The organism is Marinobacter sp. DS40M6 (assembly GCF_028581595.1).
Lineage (GTDB): Bacteria > Pseudomonadota > Gammaproteobacteria > Pseudomonadales > Oleiphilaceae > Marinobacter > Marinobacter salarius.
On the sequence record NZ_JAFCAE010000002.1, the window covers coordinates 282088 to 300454 of the forward strand.

The 18367-nt window shown below is 56.8% G+C and carries 16 protein-coding genes; 4 read left to right on the top strand and 12 right to left on the bottom strand.

Annotated elements, in window-relative coordinates; translation table 11 throughout:
* Window positions 1-11: 11 nt before the first annotated feature.
* From JJO78_RS05255 to JJO78_RS05265, 3 genes are read right to left on the bottom strand one after another with little or no spacing between them, the layout of a single operon-like run.
* Complete coding sequence (locus JJO78_RS05255; RefSeq protein ID WP_126810400.1) at window positions 12-1601, bottom strand: ATP-binding response regulator; 1590 nt, start codon at window positions 1599-1601, stop codon at window positions 12-14.
* Window positions 1602-1646: 45 nt separating this feature from the next.
* Window positions 1647-2273, bottom strand: a complete 627-nt coding sequence (gene fixJ / locus JJO78_RS05260) for a response regulator FixJ (RefSeq protein WP_007151863.1) — start codon at window positions 2271-2273, stop codon at window positions 1647-1649.
* Between the two features lie 59 nt (window positions 2274-2332).
* Window positions 2333-4741 carry a Lon protease family protein gene (locus JJO78_RS05265; protein ID WP_126810401.1) on the bottom strand — a complete coding sequence of 803 codons (2409 nt, stop codon included), beginning with the start codon at window positions 4739-4741 and terminating at the stop codon, window positions 2333-2335.
* A 167-nt stretch (window positions 4742-4908) separates the two neighbouring features.
* Here JJO78_RS05265 and JJO78_RS05270 point away from each other — a divergent pair, with 167 nt between their 5' ends.
* Both JJO78_RS05270 and JJO78_RS05275 read left to right on the top strand, forming a co-directional pair.
* Window positions 4909-5193, top strand: a complete 285-nt coding sequence (locus JJO78_RS05270; protein ID WP_036204572.1) for a hypothetical protein — start codon at window positions 4909-4911, stop codon at window positions 5191-5193.
* Between the two features lie 177 nt (window positions 5194-5370).
* Window positions 5371-5748, top strand: a complete 378-nt coding sequence (locus JJO78_RS05275) for a PilZ domain-containing protein (protein ID WP_036204571.1) — start codon at window positions 5371-5373, stop codon at window positions 5746-5748.
* Window positions 5749-5754: 6 nt separating this feature from the next.
* Here the strand turns inward: JJO78_RS05275 and JJO78_RS05280 are convergent, their stop codons facing one another.
* The 3 genes from JJO78_RS05280 to JJO78_RS05290 all read right to left on the bottom strand — a co-directional run bounded on the left by JJO78_RS05280 (window position 5755) and on the right by JJO78_RS05290 (window position 7961).
* Window positions 5755-6225 carry a flavodoxin family protein gene (locus JJO78_RS05280; RefSeq protein ID WP_126810402.1) on the bottom strand — a complete coding sequence of 157 codons (471 nt, stop codon included), beginning with the start codon at window positions 6223-6225 and terminating at the stop codon, window positions 5755-5757.
* 37 nt (window positions 6226-6262) lie between these two features.
* Window positions 6263-7315, bottom strand: a complete 1053-nt coding sequence (recA, locus tag JJO78_RS05285) for a recombinase RecA (RefSeq protein ID WP_036204567.1) — start codon at window positions 7313-7315, stop codon at window positions 6263-6265.
* A gap of 145 nt (window positions 7316-7460) precedes the next feature.
* Complete coding sequence (locus JJO78_RS05290) at window positions 7461-7961, bottom strand: CinA family protein (RefSeq protein WP_036204565.1); 501 nt, start codon at window positions 7959-7961, stop codon at window positions 7461-7463.
* Window positions 7962-8043: 82 nt separating this feature from the next.
* On the opposite strand from JJO78_RS05290, the gene mutS reads away from it, so the two are divergent.
* Complete coding sequence (mutS, locus tag JJO78_RS05295) at window positions 8044-10677, top strand: DNA mismatch repair protein MutS (protein ID WP_075195839.1); 2634 nt, start codon at window positions 8044-8046, stop codon at window positions 10675-10677.
* A gap of 137 nt (window positions 10678-10814) precedes the next feature.
* Window positions 10815-11138, top strand: coding sequence for a ferredoxin FdxA (gene fdxA, locus JJO78_RS05300; protein ID WP_007151871.1), 324 nt, complete (start codon window positions 10815-10817; stop codon window positions 11136-11138).
* A gap of 67 nt (window positions 11139-11205) precedes the next feature.
* On the opposite strand, the gene JJO78_RS05305 is transcribed toward fdxA, so the two are convergent.
* The 6 genes from JJO78_RS05305 to JJO78_RS05330 all read right to left on the bottom strand — a co-directional run bounded on the left by JJO78_RS05305 (window position 11206) and on the right by JJO78_RS05330 (window position 18330).
* Window positions 11206-11871, bottom strand: a complete 666-nt coding sequence (locus tag JJO78_RS05305) for a LysE family translocator (RefSeq protein WP_036204562.1) — start codon at window positions 11869-11871, stop codon at window positions 11206-11208.
* Window positions 11872-11902: 31 nt separating this feature from the next.
* Window positions 11903-12937, bottom strand: coding sequence for a hypothetical protein (locus JJO78_RS05310; RefSeq protein WP_036204560.1), 1035 nt, complete (start codon window positions 12935-12937; stop codon window positions 11903-11905).
* Window positions 12938-13094: 157 nt separating this feature from the next.
* The gene (locus JJO78_RS05315; RefSeq protein ID WP_036204559.1) at window positions 13095-14045 is read right to left on the bottom strand and encodes a DegV family protein; all 951 of its coding nucleotides are present in this window, start codon (window positions 14043-14045) and stop codon (window positions 13095-13097) included.
* A gap of 106 nt (window positions 14046-14151) precedes the next feature.
* Window positions 14152-14985, bottom strand: coding sequence for a metal-dependent hydrolase (locus tag JJO78_RS05320; protein ID WP_273623057.1), 834 nt, complete (start codon window positions 14983-14985; stop codon window positions 14152-14154).
* 247 nt (window positions 14986-15232) lie between these two features.
* Window positions 15233-16609, bottom strand: coding sequence for a solute carrier family 23 protein (locus tag JJO78_RS05325; RefSeq protein ID WP_041334715.1), 1377 nt, complete (start codon window positions 16607-16609; stop codon window positions 15233-15235).
* A gap of 92 nt (window positions 16610-16701) precedes the next feature.
* Complete coding sequence (locus tag JJO78_RS05330) at window positions 16702-18330, bottom strand: acyl-CoA synthetase (RefSeq protein WP_041334713.1); 1629 nt, start codon at window positions 18328-18330, stop codon at window positions 16702-16704.
* Between the last annotated feature and the right edge of the window lie 37 nt (window positions 18331-18367).

Here is an 18367-nt window from a genome sequence, read left to right on the forward strand (position 1 = left end):
GGGGAGAGAGGTTACTCTGTCGGCTCTCCGGAGCCGTCAGTGGACGCACAGGGCGAACCCACGGCACCGGCGACCGGCAGGGTAAAGAAGAAACACGCACCACCGTGCTCGGGCCGCTCAAACCCGATATCACCGCCCTGGGCCTGGATCAGGGATCGACACATGGGCAAGCCAATCCCCATGCCTTCTTCCTTGGTGGTATAAAACGGCAGGAACAGCTTTTCTTCCGCATCGTCCTGCAGGCCAACACCATGATCGGTGACCGCCACACGGACACAGCCAGTGCCTGACATCGCCACGGTTACCTCCACAGGCTTTTCCGATTGGGCGCTGCGAGTGGACTCCAAGGCATTACGAATCAGGTTCAACGCAACCTGCTGTACCTGAATCGGGTCCGCAAGGACATCCGGCACGTCATTGGCCACCGAAATCTCGACGCCGCCCTCGTTGTTGCGGATATCCACTTCTGCGAACTGGCGGGTATCTTCCAACAGCGCCGCAATCGACAACACATCCTTTCCGGCAGCCGGCTTCTTCATAAACCGCCGGATGCGTCGGATCACCTCACTGGCGCGGTGTGACTGGGCTTCGATCTTCTCCAGCGTTTCCTCAAGCAACTCGTGGTCCGGCGCTTCCTTGGCTAACACGCGCTTGGCAACGCGGGCATAGTTGGTGATAGCCGTCAGTGGCTGGTTAACCTCATGTGCCACACCGGCCGCCATCTCCCCCATGGTGGTCAGGCGGGAGAAGTGGGCCAACTGCTCACGCTGCTCCTGAACCATGTGCCGGGCGTCGTCCAGCGCCCGCTCACTTTCAAGCTCAGCAGTGATGTCACGGAAGACCACAACCGCGCCATGCAGTTCATCACCATCCAGTTTCGGTGTCGCACGATACTCCACCGGAAACGGTGAACCATCTGCGCGTAACATCTCAATATCGCGCTGGTTCTCCGCAACACCCTTGGTACAGGTGGCATAGATAGGGAGTGACTCACATCCGTGGCCGGCGGTGCGGAAATGGAGATCGAAAAAACCCTCACCAATCAACTCTTCAACAGGCCTGCGCATGATCAGCGCCGCCGCCGGATTGGCGAACACGATGGTACCCCTGGCGTCGAGACCGTAAATACCTTCGCTGATGGAATTGAGTATGCGGGCCTGATCGTTTTCAAGCTGGCGATTACGGGCCTGAAGCGCCCGCTCAAGGCGGATTACCCTGGCATGGGTTTTCACCCGGGCAATCACCTCCTGGGCCTGGAACGGCTTGGAGATGTAGTCAGCGCCTCCCAGGGAAAATCCCCGGACTTTCGCCTGCAGATCATCCAGAGCGGAGAGAAACACCACGGCGCTGTCTGACGTAACCGGGTCTGCCTTGAGGCGTTCACACACCTGATAGCCGTCAAGTTCCGGCATCATGATGTCGAGAAGGATCACTTCCGGCTGATGGCGATGAGCAAGGTCCAGCGCCTTTTCACCATCGTTGGCAATGAGCAGGCGATAACCCTTGTCTTTCAGGGTCTCATAGAGAACCTTGAGGTTCTGCGGGTTGTCGTCAACGAGCAGAACCGTTACGTCTGTTGTCTCAAGGACAGCATCTGTCATAGAAGTACGGCCGGTTACGATGATGAATGCATGATGCCGGCCAAATCAGCGCGCGTCGATAAGGTCCTTTACGGACAGAACCATACGGACCAGGTGTGCCAGTGAATGCGTGCCCATCTTATGCATCACCCGTGAGCGATGAATTTCCACGGTACGCTGGCTGATCTCCAGTTCGATGGCAATGACCTTGTTCGCCTGCCCGGCAATCATCCGGTCCATGATTTCATGTTCCCGGGGCGTCAGGCTTTTCACGCGGCGCAGGATTTCCTGCTTCTCACCGAGAGTTTTGCGCTGCTCCTTGTCCTGTTCCAGGGCGGCTTCGATTTTCTGGAGCAGGGCCTCTTCACGATAGGGTTTCTGAATGAAATCGACCGCGCCCTCTTTCATGGCATCCACGGCCATGGGGACATCACCGTGCCCGGTGACGAAGATAATTGGCAGGATGGAGTGCTTTTCATTCAGTTTCTTCTGGAGTTCCATACCATCCATGCCCGGCATGCGGATATCCAGTACGATACAGCCGGCCATTTTTTCGGAGTAATCCTTGAGGAATGCGTTGGCATTGTCATAAGTCTTGACCGGCTTGCCATCGGATTTCAGCAGCAGTTCAAGAGAATCACGAACCGCCTCATCGTCCTCAACTACGTAGACCGTTTGCTGGGTATCAGTCATGTGCCTTGTCTCTCCTTTCAATGACCGCCGATCACACTTGTGAAACCGGCTGATGGCTCTCAGTGAATCGACGGATCTTTGTGGTCGTCCCGGGCATGCTCCTGACGCTCATGCTCGCGCATTTTTTCCAGACGTTGCTGGATAATGCCAAAAACGCTCTGCTTAGGGTACCTGCCTTTGTCATCAGCCTTGCCTGCCGGTTTACCGAGCAACAGCGTAATTGCTTCCTCGGCACGGCTGACCGCATGCACGGCAAACTGTCCATTGCGAACAGCCTGGACAACCTCCTGCTCAAGCATCAGGTTCTGGACGTTGGTGGAGGGTACGATCACCCCCTGGGTGCCAGTGAGTTCCCCGGTCAGCCTGCAAGTGCTGAAAAAGCCTTCAACCTTCTCGTTCACGCCACCAATGGGCTGAACCTCTCCGAACTGGTTCACCGACCCGGTGATCGCCAGGTCCTGCCTGACAGGCAGGCCGGACAACGCAGACACCAGGGCACAGAGTTCCGCCAGCGAAGCACTGTCACCGTCCACTTCGCCGTAGTTCTGTTCGAAGGTCAGGCTGGCCGACAGATGCATGGGATCCGTAACGGCAAAATGGGCAGACAGCCAGGAACTGAGGATCATCACCCCTTTCGAGTGAATATTACCTCCCAGCTTGACGTCCCGTTCGATATCCATCACACCGCCATCTCCATAATAGCAGGTAGCGGTGATACGGTTGGACAAACCAAACTCGAATCCGCCGGTAGAGAGCACTGACAACGCGTTCACCTGCCCAACACAGGTGCCCGTTGTGGACACCAGCGTGGTGCCATCGCGGATGGAGTCGTAAAACTGATCACGGATACGGCTGCTGCGATATTGGGCGCTCTCCAATGCCTGATCCACATGGGAGTTCTGGATCAGCTTTGCCCCCGCCTGTCTCGCCCAGTAATCAGACTCCCTCAGCAGATTGGCGATATCCGCTGCGTGCAGCGACAGCCGATCCTGATGTTCTGCCATGCGCGAACTGTGCTCAATCACACGTGCCACGGCTTTGTTGCTGCAATGCAGCAGCTTCTTTTCGTTCACCAGGCTGGCGATGAACTTGGCGTACAGGAGCTGGCTCTCGTCGGTACGCATCATCTCGTTTTCAAAGTCTGCGGTGACCCGAAACAGCTCAGCGAACTCGGGGTCGTATTCCTGCAACAGCATCCAGGTTTCCCGATCGCCAAACAGTACGATCTTTACGTCCAGCGGAATGGCTTCGGGTTCCAATGAAATCGTGCCTGACAGGGTCAGCTCCCGTTCCAGCGAGTTGATCTGGATGGACTTGGATCGCAAGGCACGCTTCAGCCCGTCCCAGACAAATGGCTGCTCAAGCACCTTGATCGCATCCATCAGCAGATACCCCCCGTTGGCACGGTGAATACTGCCAGGGCGTATGAGCGAGAAGTCGGTAAACACCGAACCCTTGAAGGTTACGCTTTCCACGTAGCCAAACAGGTTGTGGTAGGTGGGATTGTCCTCGACCACAACCGGCACTTCGTCGGTTTTCTGGTGAACCAGCACATTGACCAGATAGCGCCGGGGCATTTTTTTATCCAGCGACGCATAGGCGATGGCCGCCTGCTCTTCATTGTCTTCCAGAAAAATTTCCAGGCTCTCGGACAGATCCTTACGCACTTCCTCGAAGTACGAAACCACCTCCGGCATATCCCTGTATTTCTCGATCAACTCGTCGATCTGGTGGCCGGAGATGCTTTCCAGTGTTTCCTCGTTGAGCGCCTGCTGGCTTTCGGCGTATTCCTGCTCCCAATCCGCCAGTTTGCGTAGGGCCTGACGCAGCTTTTTCTCGAGCTTGTTGATGTCATTCTCGAACTTGTCCCGCTGAGCTTCTGTCAACGCCTGGAAGGATTCAGCGGTATGGGGTTCCTCGCCATTCATCGCCACCAGCCGATAGCCGCCGGGTGTCGTAATATTCAGGCTGACCTTCTTTCGCTTGGCCTGGGCTGCCACCTTCTCCAGTTCATCTTCCTGCTTCTTGGCATACCCGTTTTTCAGCTGCTCAGCACGCTCAAGGAAACTGTCGCTGTCGAACGTCTGGGGGATCATCTTCATCAGACGCCCCATCAACTTTTCCATATCCTGTTTGAGCTCGGTGCCCTTACCGGCGGGCAACTGAAGAACACGGGGAATTCGTGGTTCCTCGAAGTTGGCGACATAACACCAGTCGTGGCTCTGATTCTCAGTGTCCACGTGATGCTCCAGATAACGGAGCATCATCGTGCGCTTGCCTAAGCCGTTACGGCCCACGGCATAGACGTTGTAACCGCCATGAGGCATGGCAAGCGCAAAACGCACCGCTGCCTGGGCCCGATTCTGGCCAACAATTTCCGCCAGGGGCTCGAGCTGTCGCGTGGTCTTGAACGGTAGATCTTTTAAAACACAGGCTTTGTAGAGCTGGTTCAGGGACAGTGACTTCAAGGTTCGGTCCTGTAACGGTATGAAAGCATTTTGGTTATGGCCGCTCATTGTAGAATCTGGGGCCGGCCCTGTCGCGCTCTCGCTAAAGATTTAGCCCAACTTGTCGATAAATTGATCAATCGGGCATAATGACAGAGGCCTCAACCTAAGGGCAGGACACTCATTCAATGGATATTTATCGGAATCAGTCACAACCGTTGACGGTGCTGGAGTCACTGCGAAAACGCAAACCCTTTACCGCACCGCAGCCGCAACAGGCGTCACCGTCGCCGGAAAAACCGCAGGGCGACCGACGTGTACAGCCCGACCGACGCCGGGCACAGGTGGCTTTTGAGGGGCCAGACCGCCGCAAGAAGCGGTCCAGGCGCAGCCCGCGATTACTGAACCCGAAAACCGGCAAGGCCGCTCCCACCGAAGACCGCAGGGGGCGACTGGTCAGCACCCAGGCCTGAACACCATGTCATTAGGGGCATGATTTTGCTGTCGGCACACTGCAGCCCCATTTTGATAACCCGGTCACAGTTCTTCGCTTGGTCATTTTTCAGTCACCATCGTGGGCACTAGACTTCAACGTCCCGGTGGAAGAACGGGCCAATAATAATCACAAGATACGCAACGGATGCCAACGTATGATGAGTGATTCCGCAGACCGCAGAATCAAGGACCGCTACCCTGCCATGTGCCTGAAGGTACAGCTGCAGGAGCGTGGCTTCTTTGGTCGAGGGAAGAATTCAACCGCTGTCACCTGCCTGGACCTGAATCGCTATGGCATGGCGGTGCTTTGCCCAAGGCCAGTAGAGTCTGGCGCCCGTCTCTATATGGACTTTCATGGCAAGTACATCTGCGAATCCCGTGTCGCCGCCCGGGTGATCAGTTGCCAGCCCTATCAGACCGGCTACCGGGTAAGCATCCAGTTCAGCTACTGTTTCGACAAAAAGGGGTATTCACGAACCGTGGACAATGCCCTTTCCCGCATTGAAGGCCTGTACAACCGCTACGCCAGCTAAAGCTTCCTAGAACAGCCCGGCATCCAGGCTGGCGGCCATGTAGAGCCCCAGTTCCCGGCACTGATCCTCGAATTCGTCCCGATAGTCGCCATGACAGAGCAATGGCTCCTGCACCAGCCGCCAACGCAGGCCCGTGGTGATGGAATCGATAGCGCGATGGGTGCCGGTACCGTCGAGACCGGCGCGGATGTAGAAGGTGAAGGGCAAACCCTGGGTTTTCTCAAGGCAGGGGTAGTAACTGCGGTCAAAAAAATCCTTTAACGCACCACTCATGTAACCAAGGTTTTCAGTGGTACCGAGGATGATGGCATCACAGGCCAGAATATCTTCCGGGCCTGCTTCCAGCGGAGGGAGCACCGTGACCTCGACATTTTCGATGTCTTCGTGTTTTGCGCCCTGCTCTACGGCTTGCCTTAGTTTAAGGGTATTCGGGGAGGGTGCATGGGCGACAACCAGTAGTTTTTTCTTCGCATCCATACTATCTCCCCGATAACGCAGGAACTAATAACAGAGCTTAGAGAAGCTCACCGTTCGCGTCTGCTGTTGCCTCTTCCTTTGCCGCTTCTTCTTTCTTGGCCGGCTTGGGCATCAGCTTGTCACGCACCGCCGCTTCGATCTCATTGGCGATCTCAAGGTTCTCTTCCAAAAACTTGCAGGCATTGGCCTTGCCCTGGCCGATCTTGTCGCCCTTGTAGGCGTACCAGGCGCCGGACTTGTCCACGAAGCCTTCCTTCACACCCATATCGAGCACTTCGGCCATGTGGTAGATGCCCTTGCCGTACATGATCTGGAACTCGGCCTGCTTGAACGGCGGAGATACCTTGTTCTTGACCACTTTCACTCGGGTTTCGTTGCCCACCACTTCATCGCCATCTTTAACAGCACCGATGCGGCGAATGTCCAGGCGAACGGATGAGTAGAATTTCAGGGCGTTGCCGCCGGTGGTGGTTTCGGGGCTGCCGAACATCACACCAATTTTCATGCGGATCTGGTTGATAAAGATCAGCAGGCAGTTGGCATGCTTGACGTTACCCGTCAGCTTACGCAGCGCCTGGGACATCAGGCGGGCCTGGAGACCAACATGGCTGTCCCCCATCTCACCTTCAATTTCGGCCTTGGGCGTCAGCGCTGCCACGGAGTCCACGATGATGACGTCAACAGCGTTGGAGCGTACCAGCATGTCAGAGATTTCCAGCGCCTGCTCACCGGTGTCCGGCTGGGATACCAGGAGTTCATCCACGTTCACGCCCAGTTTTTCGGCATAGACCGGGTCCAGGGCATGCTCCGCATCCACAAACGCACAGGTTTTTCCAGCCTTCTGGGCCTCGGCAATCACCTGCAGGGTCAGCGTGGTTTTACCAGAGCTTTCCGGGCCGTAGATCTCACAGATACGACCATAAGGCAGACCGCCTATTCCCAGCGCCACATCCAGGCCCAGGGAACCGGTGGATACCGCAGGGATCGCTTCCCTGGGCTGGTCGCCCATCTTCATGACAGCGCCCTTGCCGAACTGGCGTTCGATCTGGCTCAGTGCTGCGCCCAGTGCTTTCTTGCGGTTGTCTTCCATCGTTGCAAACCCTCTGTCGCCAATGCCGTTATCGGGACGGGAGCCCGGCGGCCAAAATCATGGACTGCGGAACCCGGAAAACCAGACTCCTGTATATTTGAACAGTATTAAAACACAACACGAAGGCAAGACCAACCCCTCCGTTTCAGGCCTTTTCCAGAAAGCCCCTAACTCCCTGTAACACATAAAGAACCGCCTGGCGCCGAACCTGATCACGGTCGCCCTGGAACTGCTCAACCACCGCTTCGGTGTCAGCCGGAGAGCGCCCCCAGGCAAACCACACCGTGCCTACCGGCTTGTCGTCACTGCCGCCACCAGGGCCCGCCACGCCACTGATCGCAACAGCCACATCCGCACCCGTGGCCGCCAGGGCACCAGCAACCATTTCCCGTACCACCGGTTCGCTAACTGCGCCGTGCTCCCCCAGCGACGGTTCAGTCACACCCAGCAAGCCCCTTTTTGCATCGTTGCTGTAGGTCACCAGTCCCGCCAGAACGTAGGAAGAAGAGCCCGCGCGGTCGGTCAGCACCTTGGCAACCCAGCCGCCAGTGCAACTTTCGGCAGTGGCTATCGTAAGCTCGCGTTGCATTAATACGTCAGCCAATTGCGTGCCGGCTTCCGCCAATGCCTCGTCAGTCAGTGGCATAATGATCTCCTTCGTTTCATCATGGCGGTTATTTTCTTACAATCCCTGCCTTCACATAAAGCCAATGGATCCGGAACCGTTCATGTCAGCAGCCCAGACCGATCTGTCCCACCACACCCCGATGATGAGGCAATACCTCAAGATCAAGGGTGAACACCCCAATGAACTGGTGTTCTACCGCATGGGGGACTTTTACGAGCTGTTCTACGAGGATGCCAAGAAAGCTGCCGAGCTGATGGATATCACCCTGACAGCCCGGGGGCAGTCGGGGGGCAGCCCGATTCCCATGGCGGGCATTCCTTACCATTCCGCTGAAGGCTACATTGCACGTCTGGTTCGTGCTGGTCAATCCATCGCCATTTGCGAGCAGATTGGCGACCCGGCGACCAGCAAGGGGCCGGTAGAGCGCAAGGTGGTTCGCATTGTGACGCCGGGCACGCTGAGCGACGATGCGTTCCTTGAGGACCGCCGGGATAACCTTCTGGTCGCCATCTACAGCCACCGGGAGCAGTTTGGTTTTGCCTCCCTCGACATCTCCAGCGGACGGTTTACCGTGTCTGAACTGGACGATCTCGAGGGCCTGCAAGGGGAGCTCCAGCGCCTGCGCCCAGCGGAGATCCTGATCAGTGAGGACTTTCCTTATCAGGACGTACTGGACGGCTATACCGGTATCCGTCGCCAGGGCCCATGGCTGTTTGAGTCCGACACCGCCCGCCGCGTGATTACCCAGCAACTGCAGGTCCGCGACCTGACCGGTTTTGGCTGCGAAGACCTCACGCTGGCCATCTGTGCCGCCGGATGCCTGCTGCAGTACGCCAAAGAAACCCAGCGCACCGCCCTGCCCCACATTCGCAAACTCAGCCGTGAACGGCGCGAGGAAGCGGTAATCCTGGACGCCACCAGCCGCCGTAACCTGGAAATCGACACTAACCTCATGGGCGGCACCCAGCACACCCTGGCCTGGGTGATGGACCGGACGGCGACCGCCATGGGTGGGCGCCAGCTAAGACGATGGCTTAACCGGCCCTTACGGGACATTACCGTGGTGGAACAACGCCAGCAGGCGGTTTCAGCACTTCTGGACGGCTTTCACTATGAGCCGGTTCATGACCTGTTGAAAAGCATCGGTGATATCGAGCGGATTTTGGCCCGCGTGGCGCTGCGTTCAGCGCGCCCAAGGGATCTGGCACGGCTGCGGGATGCTTTTCTAAGCCTGCCGGATTTACAGAACGCACTGACACCGGTCAATTCCCACCACGTCGTCAGACTCGCCACAACGATCAGCGAGTACCCCGAACTATCGGACCTGCTGGAACGAGCCATCATCGACAACCCGCCGGTGGTCATCCGGGATGGTGGTGTTATCCGCGAAGGCTTTGACGAAGAGCTCGACGAGCTGCGTAACATCAGCGAGAACGCAGGCCAGTTCCTCCTGGACGTTGAGACTCGTGAGCGCGAGCGTACCGGGATCAGCACGCTGAAAGTGGGTTATAACCGGGTACACGGCTACTACATCGAAATTACCCGCGCCCAGTCCGGGCAGGCGCCAGTGGATTACATCCGCCGCCAGACCCTGAAAAACGCCGAACGCTTTATCACCCCGGAACTGAAAGAATTCGAAGACAAGGCCCTTAGCGCCAAGAGCCGCTCGCTGGCACGGGAGAAAGCCCTGTACGACGAGGTGCTGGAAACTGTCGCCGCCGAACTCGCGCCCCTGCAGGACGCGGCTCAGGCCCTGGCGGAGCTGGATGTGCTCAGCAACTTTGCCGAGCGGGCCACCAGCCTTCGCTTCAATGCCCCGGAATTCAGTGACACGCCCGGCTTCGATATCGAAGAAGGCCGCCACCCGGTGGTGGAACAACTGCTGAGCGATCCCTACGTGCCCAATGATCTGCTGATGGACCAGCAACGGCGCATGCTGGTGATCACCGGCCCCAACATGGGCGGTAAGTCCACCTACATGCGCCAGGCAGCACTGATTGCCCTGCTGGCTTACACCGGCAGCTATGTGCCCGCCAACCGCGTGGTCATCGGGCCACTGGATCGTATTTTCACCCGCATGGGGTCGTCAGACGACATCGCCGGCGGCCGCTCAACCTTTATGGTGGAAATGACTGAGACCGCCAATATCCTTCACAACGCCACGGAATACAGCCTGGTGCTGATGGACGAGGTTGGGCGCGGCACCAGCACCTTCGACGGCCTGTCCCTGGCGTGGGCGACAGCGGAACACCTGGCCAAACACATTCGCTGCTACACCCTGTTTGCCACTCACTATTTCGAGCTCACGCAACTGGCCGACGATCTTGAGCACGCCGTTAATGTTCACCTGACAGCCACCGAGCACGACGACACCATCGTGTTCCTGCACAACGTTCATGACGGCCCGGCGAGCCAGAGCTATGGTTTGCAGGTGGCGAAGCTGGCTGGCGTGCCCCAGGACGTGATTCGCAATGCCAAGGAGCAGTTGTCCCACCTTGAAGGCGGTGCGGCACCAGCCAGGCCGGCAGCCGATCATACCGCCGTGGCGCCGGCTGAACCTGAAAAACAGCCACGCACCGCCCGCGTTAGCGAGCCGGTTATGCAGGCAGACATGTTCGCCAGCCTGGAGCCCAGCAAAGTGGAAGAATGCCTGGCCGACCTGGACGTGGACGGACTGACTCCGCGGGATGCCCTTAACCGACTGTACGAATTGAAAGAACTGCTGGGGAAATAGCGGAACTCAGCGGCAGAATTGATCTGTGTAATAACGATAGTGCGCCTCAGCGCTTGCGACAGGGCAGGCCGCTCAATACAATATCGCGCAATTATTATTACACTGATGAGATTGACTACTGGACCAGGAAACTGACTATGACGTTTGTCGTTACTGATAACTGCATCAAGTGCAAATACACGGACTGCGTGGAAGTATGCCCGGTTGACTGCTTCTACGAAGGCCCGAACTTTCTGGTAATCGATCCGGACGAATGCATCGATTGCGCCCTGTGTGAGCCGGAGTGCCCCGCTGAGGCCATTTTCTCGGAAGACGAGCTGCCGGCGGATCAGGTCCAGTTTGTGGAGCTCAACGCCGACCTGGCAGGCAAGTGGCCCAACATCACCGAAAAGAAAGACCCGCTGCCAGAAGCCGAAGAGTGGGACGGCAAGCCGGACAAGCTGCAGTACCTCGAAAAGTAATAGCTGCGTTCAGCGTATTACCATCAAAAAGGGGAGCCTCGGCTCCCCTTTTTCATACATCACCACTTCACTGCGTCGCCAGTTTTGCCCCGATAGCGACGAAGAAGCCACCAGTCAGCGCGTTCAGCATGCGCTTTACGCCCTGCCCCACGCCAAGCCTTCTTGATTTGACCACCACCAACGCCAGCCCACATTGCCAGGCCATCGCCAGCACAAAGTGAACCGCCGCAAGGAACAGCGATTGCTGGAATGCATTCCCGGCGGGATCGATAAACTGAGGAAGCAACGCCATATAGAACAGCGCCGTTTTCGGATTCAGCACGTTGGACAGCAGGCCTTCTCGAAACGCCACCCAGATTGATACCGGTTTCATCAATGGCGGTTCGGCGCTCGATATCGAGGATTCATCGGCGTTTGCGGGGCCCCGGGCCATGGCCTGACGCAACGAACTCAGCCCCAGCCAGATCAGGTAGCAGGCACCTGCCCATTTGACCGCGGTAAACGCCCAGGCCGTCTCTACCAGCAGCACCGAAATACCCAGAGCGGACAGGGTGGCGTGAATAAACAACCCACAGCAGATGCCCACGCTGGTGACACAGCCATCCCGCAAACCATGTTTCAATCCACCGCGCCCGGCGTTCCGCATCACCAGCAGGGTGTCCACCCCTGGCGTGACAGTCAGTAGCGAGATGGCCACCAGATAGGCCCAGAACAGCTCCGTTGGTACCAGCATTGCCAAACATCCCACGCGAACGCAGGAGTGCTCAGCTCTCCTGCTGCAGAAGTTTTTTCGCCGCGGCCGACTTATAGAATGGCGCAAGACGACGACGGGTCAGGGCCTCAAGATACCCCTCCTCCCGCAGCACGTCTATCACAGGAAGTGCGTAGGCATCCACCTCCGCCATGACTACATCGCGATCGACCCCAACGGCAGCCAACAGCTCAATTACCGGCTTGTCGCCATACAGGGTAAACAGGTGCTCCACCACGGCCCTGGCACACCCCTCAAAATAGGCCGTCTGTCGGAACTGCAGCCAGAACTCATACCCCAGAACCACAAACTCCTGGAGCTGTATGTCTCCAAGCCCCTCGTGCAACTCTTCGATGGTGCGGTCTTCCAGTGACACCCATACGGCCATCACGCTGTCGCGCAGCTCCTCGTCGCTCAGCGCCTTGTTCAGGAACTGTTCACTCCGGCTGATCAACCCCGGCAGGCTGTCGGACAACCAGGCCTTGAAACGGCGCTCAAAGGTCTCGTCCAGGCCCGGAACCGCCCTGTTGGCCATGCGCTTGCCAAACTTCATCATCGAACCGACACCAGGAACACTCTTGGTAATCAGGTTGTCCTCATAGAGGTAGTTCACCACGCCCTGATACACCACGTTTGAAACCAGCTCCTGATAGACCGGGTGAGCCATGATCTCGCTGATCACCCGCTCACGCTGCTGACGTAGTTCAAGGGCCTCTTCGAGGAACCCGGTGGCCTGCTCTCGGGTGATAATATCCCGTAACCGGGACGTGCGCTGGACCGGCGCGTTCAATACCTCCGTAGCCATTTCGGCCGCCAGTTCCGGGATACCGGCATCCAGTTCCATGTTGATCACAATGCGCTGGATCACGCCCATAACCTGTTCCGCCGAGGTCAGCCGGTTCAGGGTGATGGCCCCGGCGTAGTCAAACAGTTCATCCACTTCGGTTTCGAGAAAGCGCCGCAACTTGGCCCCTTTCAGGGAAGCCAGTTCGTGTTTTACGTGTTGCTCGAGCAACGCATTGGCGAGATCCGTTTTACCTTTGGTCATAATCGGGGTCCGGTGCTGTCTGGAAGTGGGCTTCTGAATTGAGAACGATATGAGGCTAACACGAAGCCCGACCGGCTGCGTTTGCCGAAGATACAGCCTTTGGTGTGCGAGTGAGCCAAGAAACGGGAGGTGGTGCCTGGGCGCCCGATAGTCCCGGCTACTGGAAATCGCTGAATTCGTGGGGTTCTGCGGCAAGCGCCAGGCACAGGCTGCCGGGGCCGATGTAGATGCTGCTGGTAATGCCCATCTGGGAGAGCAACAGCTCAACACCGTTTTTCTCACAGGCGTCACGCAGGCGATTCAATCCTGGAAGGTCCTCGATTTCAGTCCAGGTCAGGCCGCAGGAAAGGCTGACATAGGGCGTCAACAGTCCTGCCTCGACCCTCGCGGTGGCATAGTTCATCACTTTTTCCACTGCCACGTCGAAACTCCGGGTTTTGGCAACCGGTTGTCCTTCAGCGCCCTGACCAAAAATGACCGGGGTGATGTTCAGTGCCTTGCCGAGAAACGCCACCAGTGCCGACACGCTCTTGTCTCCACGCCGACGGGCCCGTTCGCGGATATAGTGCAAATCCCGGGGAATCACGCAGGTGTAGATTCTGTCGGTGAACGTGTCGACTTCATTGCGTAAGGCGTTTTTCGAAAGCTTCTGCTCAATCAGGCGAAGGGTGTGAGCCGCCAGCAGCCCCTGGCCGGCAAAGATCTGTTTGCTGTCGATCACCCGCATGGAGAATTTGCCCTCCCGCCCGGCGGCGTGGCGGGCCTCATGATAGTGCCCCATCACACTGTTCATGGCTTCCGTGGCATTCTGGAAAATCAGGCTGCGAGACCGGGTGACCGTTTCGCAGATGGCAACGTCAAATTCCGTGACAATTTTTTCCATGAACAGGTCGTGGATCTGTTCGGCGGAGAAGGCGTGCGTTTCGGCGTGGTGGCCCTTCTGTAATAGGCCGCTCTGGTAGAATTCCTGGGTCCTGACCGGGTCGTGCTCGTCGATGTAGGTCTGGCCATCAATAACGGCCGTGACCGGCAGAACAAACAGATCGTGCTTGCGACTGAACTCATAGGGCAGATCGCAGGCGGAATCAACGATAAGACCAACGCGCATGGGGCCTCCAGCTATGGGAAGCTATTCCAGCCGGTTGCTTCCCTTTATTGTCATTGTTTTTGGCAGGCCCAGTCTTACACAAAGCGGTCAATATTTCAGCACCCTGCTAGCGAGCGGATGGCTTCAGTTCAAGTTCATTGAGGTTTTTCTCGATCAGTTCACGGTTATCCTGTTGCCACGGATGAAACCCCTTGCGGAAATAGGCCAGGAAGTCCGGCATGCACTTGCGCAACACCCCCGGTTTACCCCATAGAAAGTTAATACCACCGATCCACGTGCCGAGGCTCCACAACTTGCCGTCGGTTTTCAACAGACTGCAGGTGTTCAGGAAGGTGTACTTGAAGAAATTCCAGGTCACAAACAGGAATACAATCCGGCGAAGACGCTCATTGCCAACGCAGTGTCGATAGACGTCGAAAGCCACCGATTTGTGCTCAGTTTCCTCGATGGCGTGCCAGCGCCACAGCTTTTCCATGTCCGGTGTGGCCCCTTCCATCCATTCCGGGTGACGGAGAATGGCATTCGCCAGCACCGCGGTATAATGCTCGGCGCCGCAGGTTCCGGCCAGTTGGCGACTGGGCGGCAGGTTGCCTACCCACGCCATATGCCTGCGGAATCGCTCATCAATGGCATCGATGTTGTACCCACGAGCCTTCAACGCTTCGTTGTAGTGCTTGTGCTCCCGGCTATGCAGCGCCTCCTGGCCAATAAACCCGCGAATCTCTTCCTTAAGCTTGGAATCGTCCACCTTGTCCCGGTAGAGCCGAACCGCATTGATAAACTGCTGCTCGCCATCGGGGAACTGGAGCGAAAGCGCATTGAAGAACGCCGTGCGGAAGGTGTCATTGCCGTGCCACAGGGTTTTGAGGTCGTCGGCAATATCGAAGTGCATGTGTCGGGGTGCAACCGAAACGCCTTCGGGCGTGGAGCTGATGGTCATGACTGCCTCCGGGTTATTGTGATTATGAAGCGGCATTCACCGTACAGCGGCAACGTCGCGTACGAAAATTGATCAGAAACTTCAGTTTAAACCCGAATTCAACACGGAAGGAAGGCGACAACTACAAAAAAGCGACAAGTTGTCACTATATGACAACTTGTCAAACAAAAAAGGAGGCATGGCCAAGCCGATGCCTCCAAGGACACATAAGGGTAAAGTGCGTTCAAGCAGATCAGACGCTGCTGGCTTAATGTTCTTCAGTTGCCTTAACACCCGGCGCTTCCGGGTCGGCGGTAAATCCAAGCAGCTTGGTGCGCTCGATAAGAAAATACAGCACGGCACCGGTGGCCAGTCCCCAACCCGCTCCATAGACTGCCAGAACCACCCCCATGGTACCGGCGATACCACGTTCAGTGTTGTTCTCCAATTGCTCAAGCCCCACCATTAGGCAGATGTAGCCAGTCAGAAGCAGAGTCAACGACAAGGCAATCGGCAATACTGGCTGGAAGAAGCTCACCAACGGCAACACAAACAAGGCAATGAAACCAGTAACCCAGAACGTACCACCACCGCTGTAGATGGAATCCATGGCGTTACGGCCATATTTATAACGCTCAGCCATGGTAGCGGTAACCGCCGTCCAGATAGGGCCGGCAAGACCGGGGTATGGCGCAAAGAAAGCGTGCCCACCGTTGCGGATAGCCGTCACGAGATGTACACGATCAATGCTGTTATCAATCTCCTCATCCTTTCGCAGGTGATCCACCCGGTTCATCAACGACTGCCCAACTACGATGTCACCAAAGGCAATGACATAGGCGATCACCGCTGTCGGAATGGCGTACATGAACACTTCGGCATCGGGAAACCCGACAGCAAACGGCAGATAGTTCCACAGCTCGTCAAACGCCGGCTTGGTAATGCCCCACTCCACGTCTGGAACGGCATACTCACCAGTGGCAAAACCCACCAGGATGGCGACGACCATTCCCGGGACCATTCCGTAGTTCGCAATCTTGCGGGCAATGTTGCTGGTGTCGACGAACCCTTTGAAAGATACCGAAAACATCAGATACAGACAGACCAGACCGCCCACAATCAGGGAAATGGGGGTTTCAGCCAGTCGTCCACCTGCTTCGATTTCGCCCATCAATGCGGCAATACCGGCACCAATAATAATGCCGCCCTTCATGGAACGGGGAATCAGCTCCACCAGCTTGCTCCCCAAGCGGGTAACCCCCAGCACCAGGAAAATAATGAACACCAGGAACTGTAGCGCAAACAACGCTTTAATTGCCTCCGGACCCGGCTCGTAGTCACCCAGGAAGAGAAGCACCACAGGGATGCCCGGCGTGATCCAGCCCGGTATCAGTGGAACACCGAGTAACGCTGGCAACATGAAACCGATGCCGCAAATCACCACGTAGGCAAGCGCAACGTCGTAGGGCACACCGAGGTACTTCTCCAGAAGCGGAATCATCGCAAGGCTGACCACGAACATGATCAGCGCCTGCACCATTTCGGCAAACTCCCAACGGTAGTGAACAAACGGCAGTCGAATCTTGAATGGACCAGCCGGCCAATATGGCTGCTCTTCCCCATTTTTACGGTGGTAAACTTGCATAAAAAGTCTCCTGGTGCGGAATCATCCGCACCTCATGTTGTTTTTGTGTTAACGGTTTCCAAACCCGGTCGCCGGGCTATAACACCACCAGATCAATCCAGTTCTTTTGCCTGGTCTCGCAGCACGAATTTCTGGATCTTGCCGGTTGAGGTTTTTGGCAGGTCACTAAATACGATCGTCTTGGGCACCTTGAAGCGAGCCAATCGTTCACGGCAGAAGTCGATCAGATCCTCCTCGCTCACTTCGCTGGCTTCCGGCTTCAAGGTGATAAACGCACAAGGGGTCTCGCCCCATTTGGCGTCTGGACGCGCAACCACCGCTGCCTCCAATACCGACGGATGGCGATACAGAGCGTCTTCCACCTCAATGGTAGAAATATTTTCGCCCCCCGAAATGATGATGTCCTTCAGACGATCCTTGATCTCCATATAACCGTCCTCGTGCCACACAGCCAGATCGCCGGTGTGGAACCAACCGCCGCGAAAGGCTTCCTCAGTGGCCTTGGGGTTTTTCAGATAGCCCTTCATTACGGTGTTACCGCGCAGGAATATCTCGCCAATGGTTTTACCGTCTTTAGGTACTGGCTCCATGGTGCTTGGCTCGCCCACCATCGTGCCTGCCAGCGTCTGATAACGAACGCCCTGACGTGCTTTGATCGTGGCCCGTTCATCCAGCGTTTTCTCATCCCACTCGGATTTCCACGCACACACTGTCACTGGGCCGTATACCTCGGTGAGACCATATACATGGGTAATCGCAATCCCCATTTCCTCAATGGCACCGATAACCTGTGCAGGAGGGGCTGCACCGGCTGTCATCGCCTTCACCTCGTGATCAATTCCGGCTTTTGCAGACTCTGGCACATTCAACAGAGCGTTGAGCACAATTGGCGCACCGCACATGTGAGTCACCTGATGATCGCGAATCAGCTGGAGGATTTTCTCCGGGTCCACCCGCCGTAGACACACATGGGTGCCTGCCATCGCCGTGACGGTCCAGGGGAAACACCAGCCGTTGCAGTGGAACATGGGAAGCGTCCACAGGTAGACGGGGTGCTGGCCCATTGACCACACGGCCTGATTGCCAAGACTGTTCAGATAAGCGCCACGATGGTGGTAAACCACACCTTTCGGGTTCCCGGTGGTACCTGATGTATAGTTCAGTGAAATTGCATCCCATTCGTTTTCAGGCAGGTTCCACTGGAACTCCGGGTCGCCTTCCTGAAGGAACGCTTCGTAATCCAGATCGCTCACCTGGATACCCTCACCGTATTCGGGATCGTCAATGTCAATGACCAATGGCTTTGAGTCCAGACGACTGATTGCATCGCGAACCACACTACCGAACTCCCGATCGGCCACCACCACTTTGGCTTCAGCGTGCTCAAGCATAAAAGCAATGGCCTCAGCATCCAGTCGCACGTTAAGAGTGTTGAGCACAGCCCCAATCATCGGAACGCCAAAGTGACATTCCACCATCGCCGGAATATTGGGCAGTATCGCCGCCACCGTGTCGCCACGACCGATGCCCCTGCTGGAAAGCGCAGAGGCCAGTCGGCGACACCGTTCATAGGTCTGTCCCCAGGTATAGCGAATGGCTCCGTGTATGACTGCCGGATAGTCCGGGTAGACACTGGCGGTACGCTCAATAAAGTCGATGGGGGAAAGGACAGAGTGATTGGCGCTGACTGGCTCGAGGCCCTGATCAAAAATTGATGTCATTGTATGGTCCTGTAAGCGTCATTATTCTTATGGTGCA

Coding starts and splice junctions, on each gene's coding strand:
- JJO78_RS05275 (WP_036204571.1), top strand. CDS start 5,371: ATGATGAGTGATTCCGCAGACCGCAGAATCAAGGACCGCTACCCTGCC.
- JJO78_RS05325 (WP_041334715.1), bottom strand. CDS start 16,609: ATGCAAGTTTACCACCGTAAAAATGGGGAAGAGCAGCCATATTGGCCG.
- JJO78_RS05315 (WP_036204559.1), bottom strand. CDS start 14,045: ATGCGCGTTGGTCTTATCGTTGATTCCGCCTGCGATCTGCCCTATGAG.
- fixJ (WP_007151863.1), bottom strand. CDS start 2,273: ATGACTGATACCCAGCAAACGGTCTACGTAGTTGAGGACGATGAGGCG.
- mutS (WP_075195839.1), top strand. CDS start 8,044: ATGTCAGCAGCCCAGACCGATCTGTCCCACCACACCCCGATGATGAGG.
- fdxA (WP_007151871.1), top strand. CDS start 10,815: ATGACGTTTGTCGTTACTGATAACTGCATCAAGTGCAAATACACGGAC.
- JJO78_RS05330 (WP_041334713.1), bottom strand. CDS start 18,330: ATGACATCAATTTTTGATCAGGGCCTCGAGCCAGTCAGCGCCAATCAC.
- JJO78_RS05255 (WP_126810400.1), bottom strand. CDS start 1,601: ATGACAGATGCTGTCCTTGAGACAACAGACGTAACGGTTCTGCTCGTT.
- JJO78_RS05280 (WP_126810402.1), bottom strand. CDS start 6,225: ATGGATGCGAAGAAAAAACTACTGGTTGTCGCCCATGCACCCTCCCCG.
- recA (WP_036204567.1), bottom strand. CDS start 7,315: ATGGAAGACAACCGCAAGAAAGCACTGGGCGCAGCACTGAGCCAGATC.
- JJO78_RS05270 (WP_036204572.1), top strand. CDS start 4,909: ATGGATATTTATCGGAATCAGTCACAACCGTTGACGGTGCTGGAGTCA.
- JJO78_RS05305 (WP_036204562.1), bottom strand. CDS start 11,871: ATGCTGGTACCAACGGAGCTGTTCTGGGCCTATCTGGTGGCCATCTCG.
- JJO78_RS05310 (WP_036204560.1), bottom strand. CDS start 12,937: ATGACCAAAGGTAAAACGGATCTCGCCAATGCGTTGCTCGAGCAACAC.
- JJO78_RS05320 (WP_273623057.1), bottom strand. CDS start 14,985: ATGACCATCAGCTCCACGCCCGAAGGCGTTTCGGTTGCACCCCGACAC.
- JJO78_RS05290 (WP_036204565.1), bottom strand. CDS start 7,961: ATGCCACTGACTGACGAGGCATTGGCGGAAGCCGGCACGCAATTGGCT.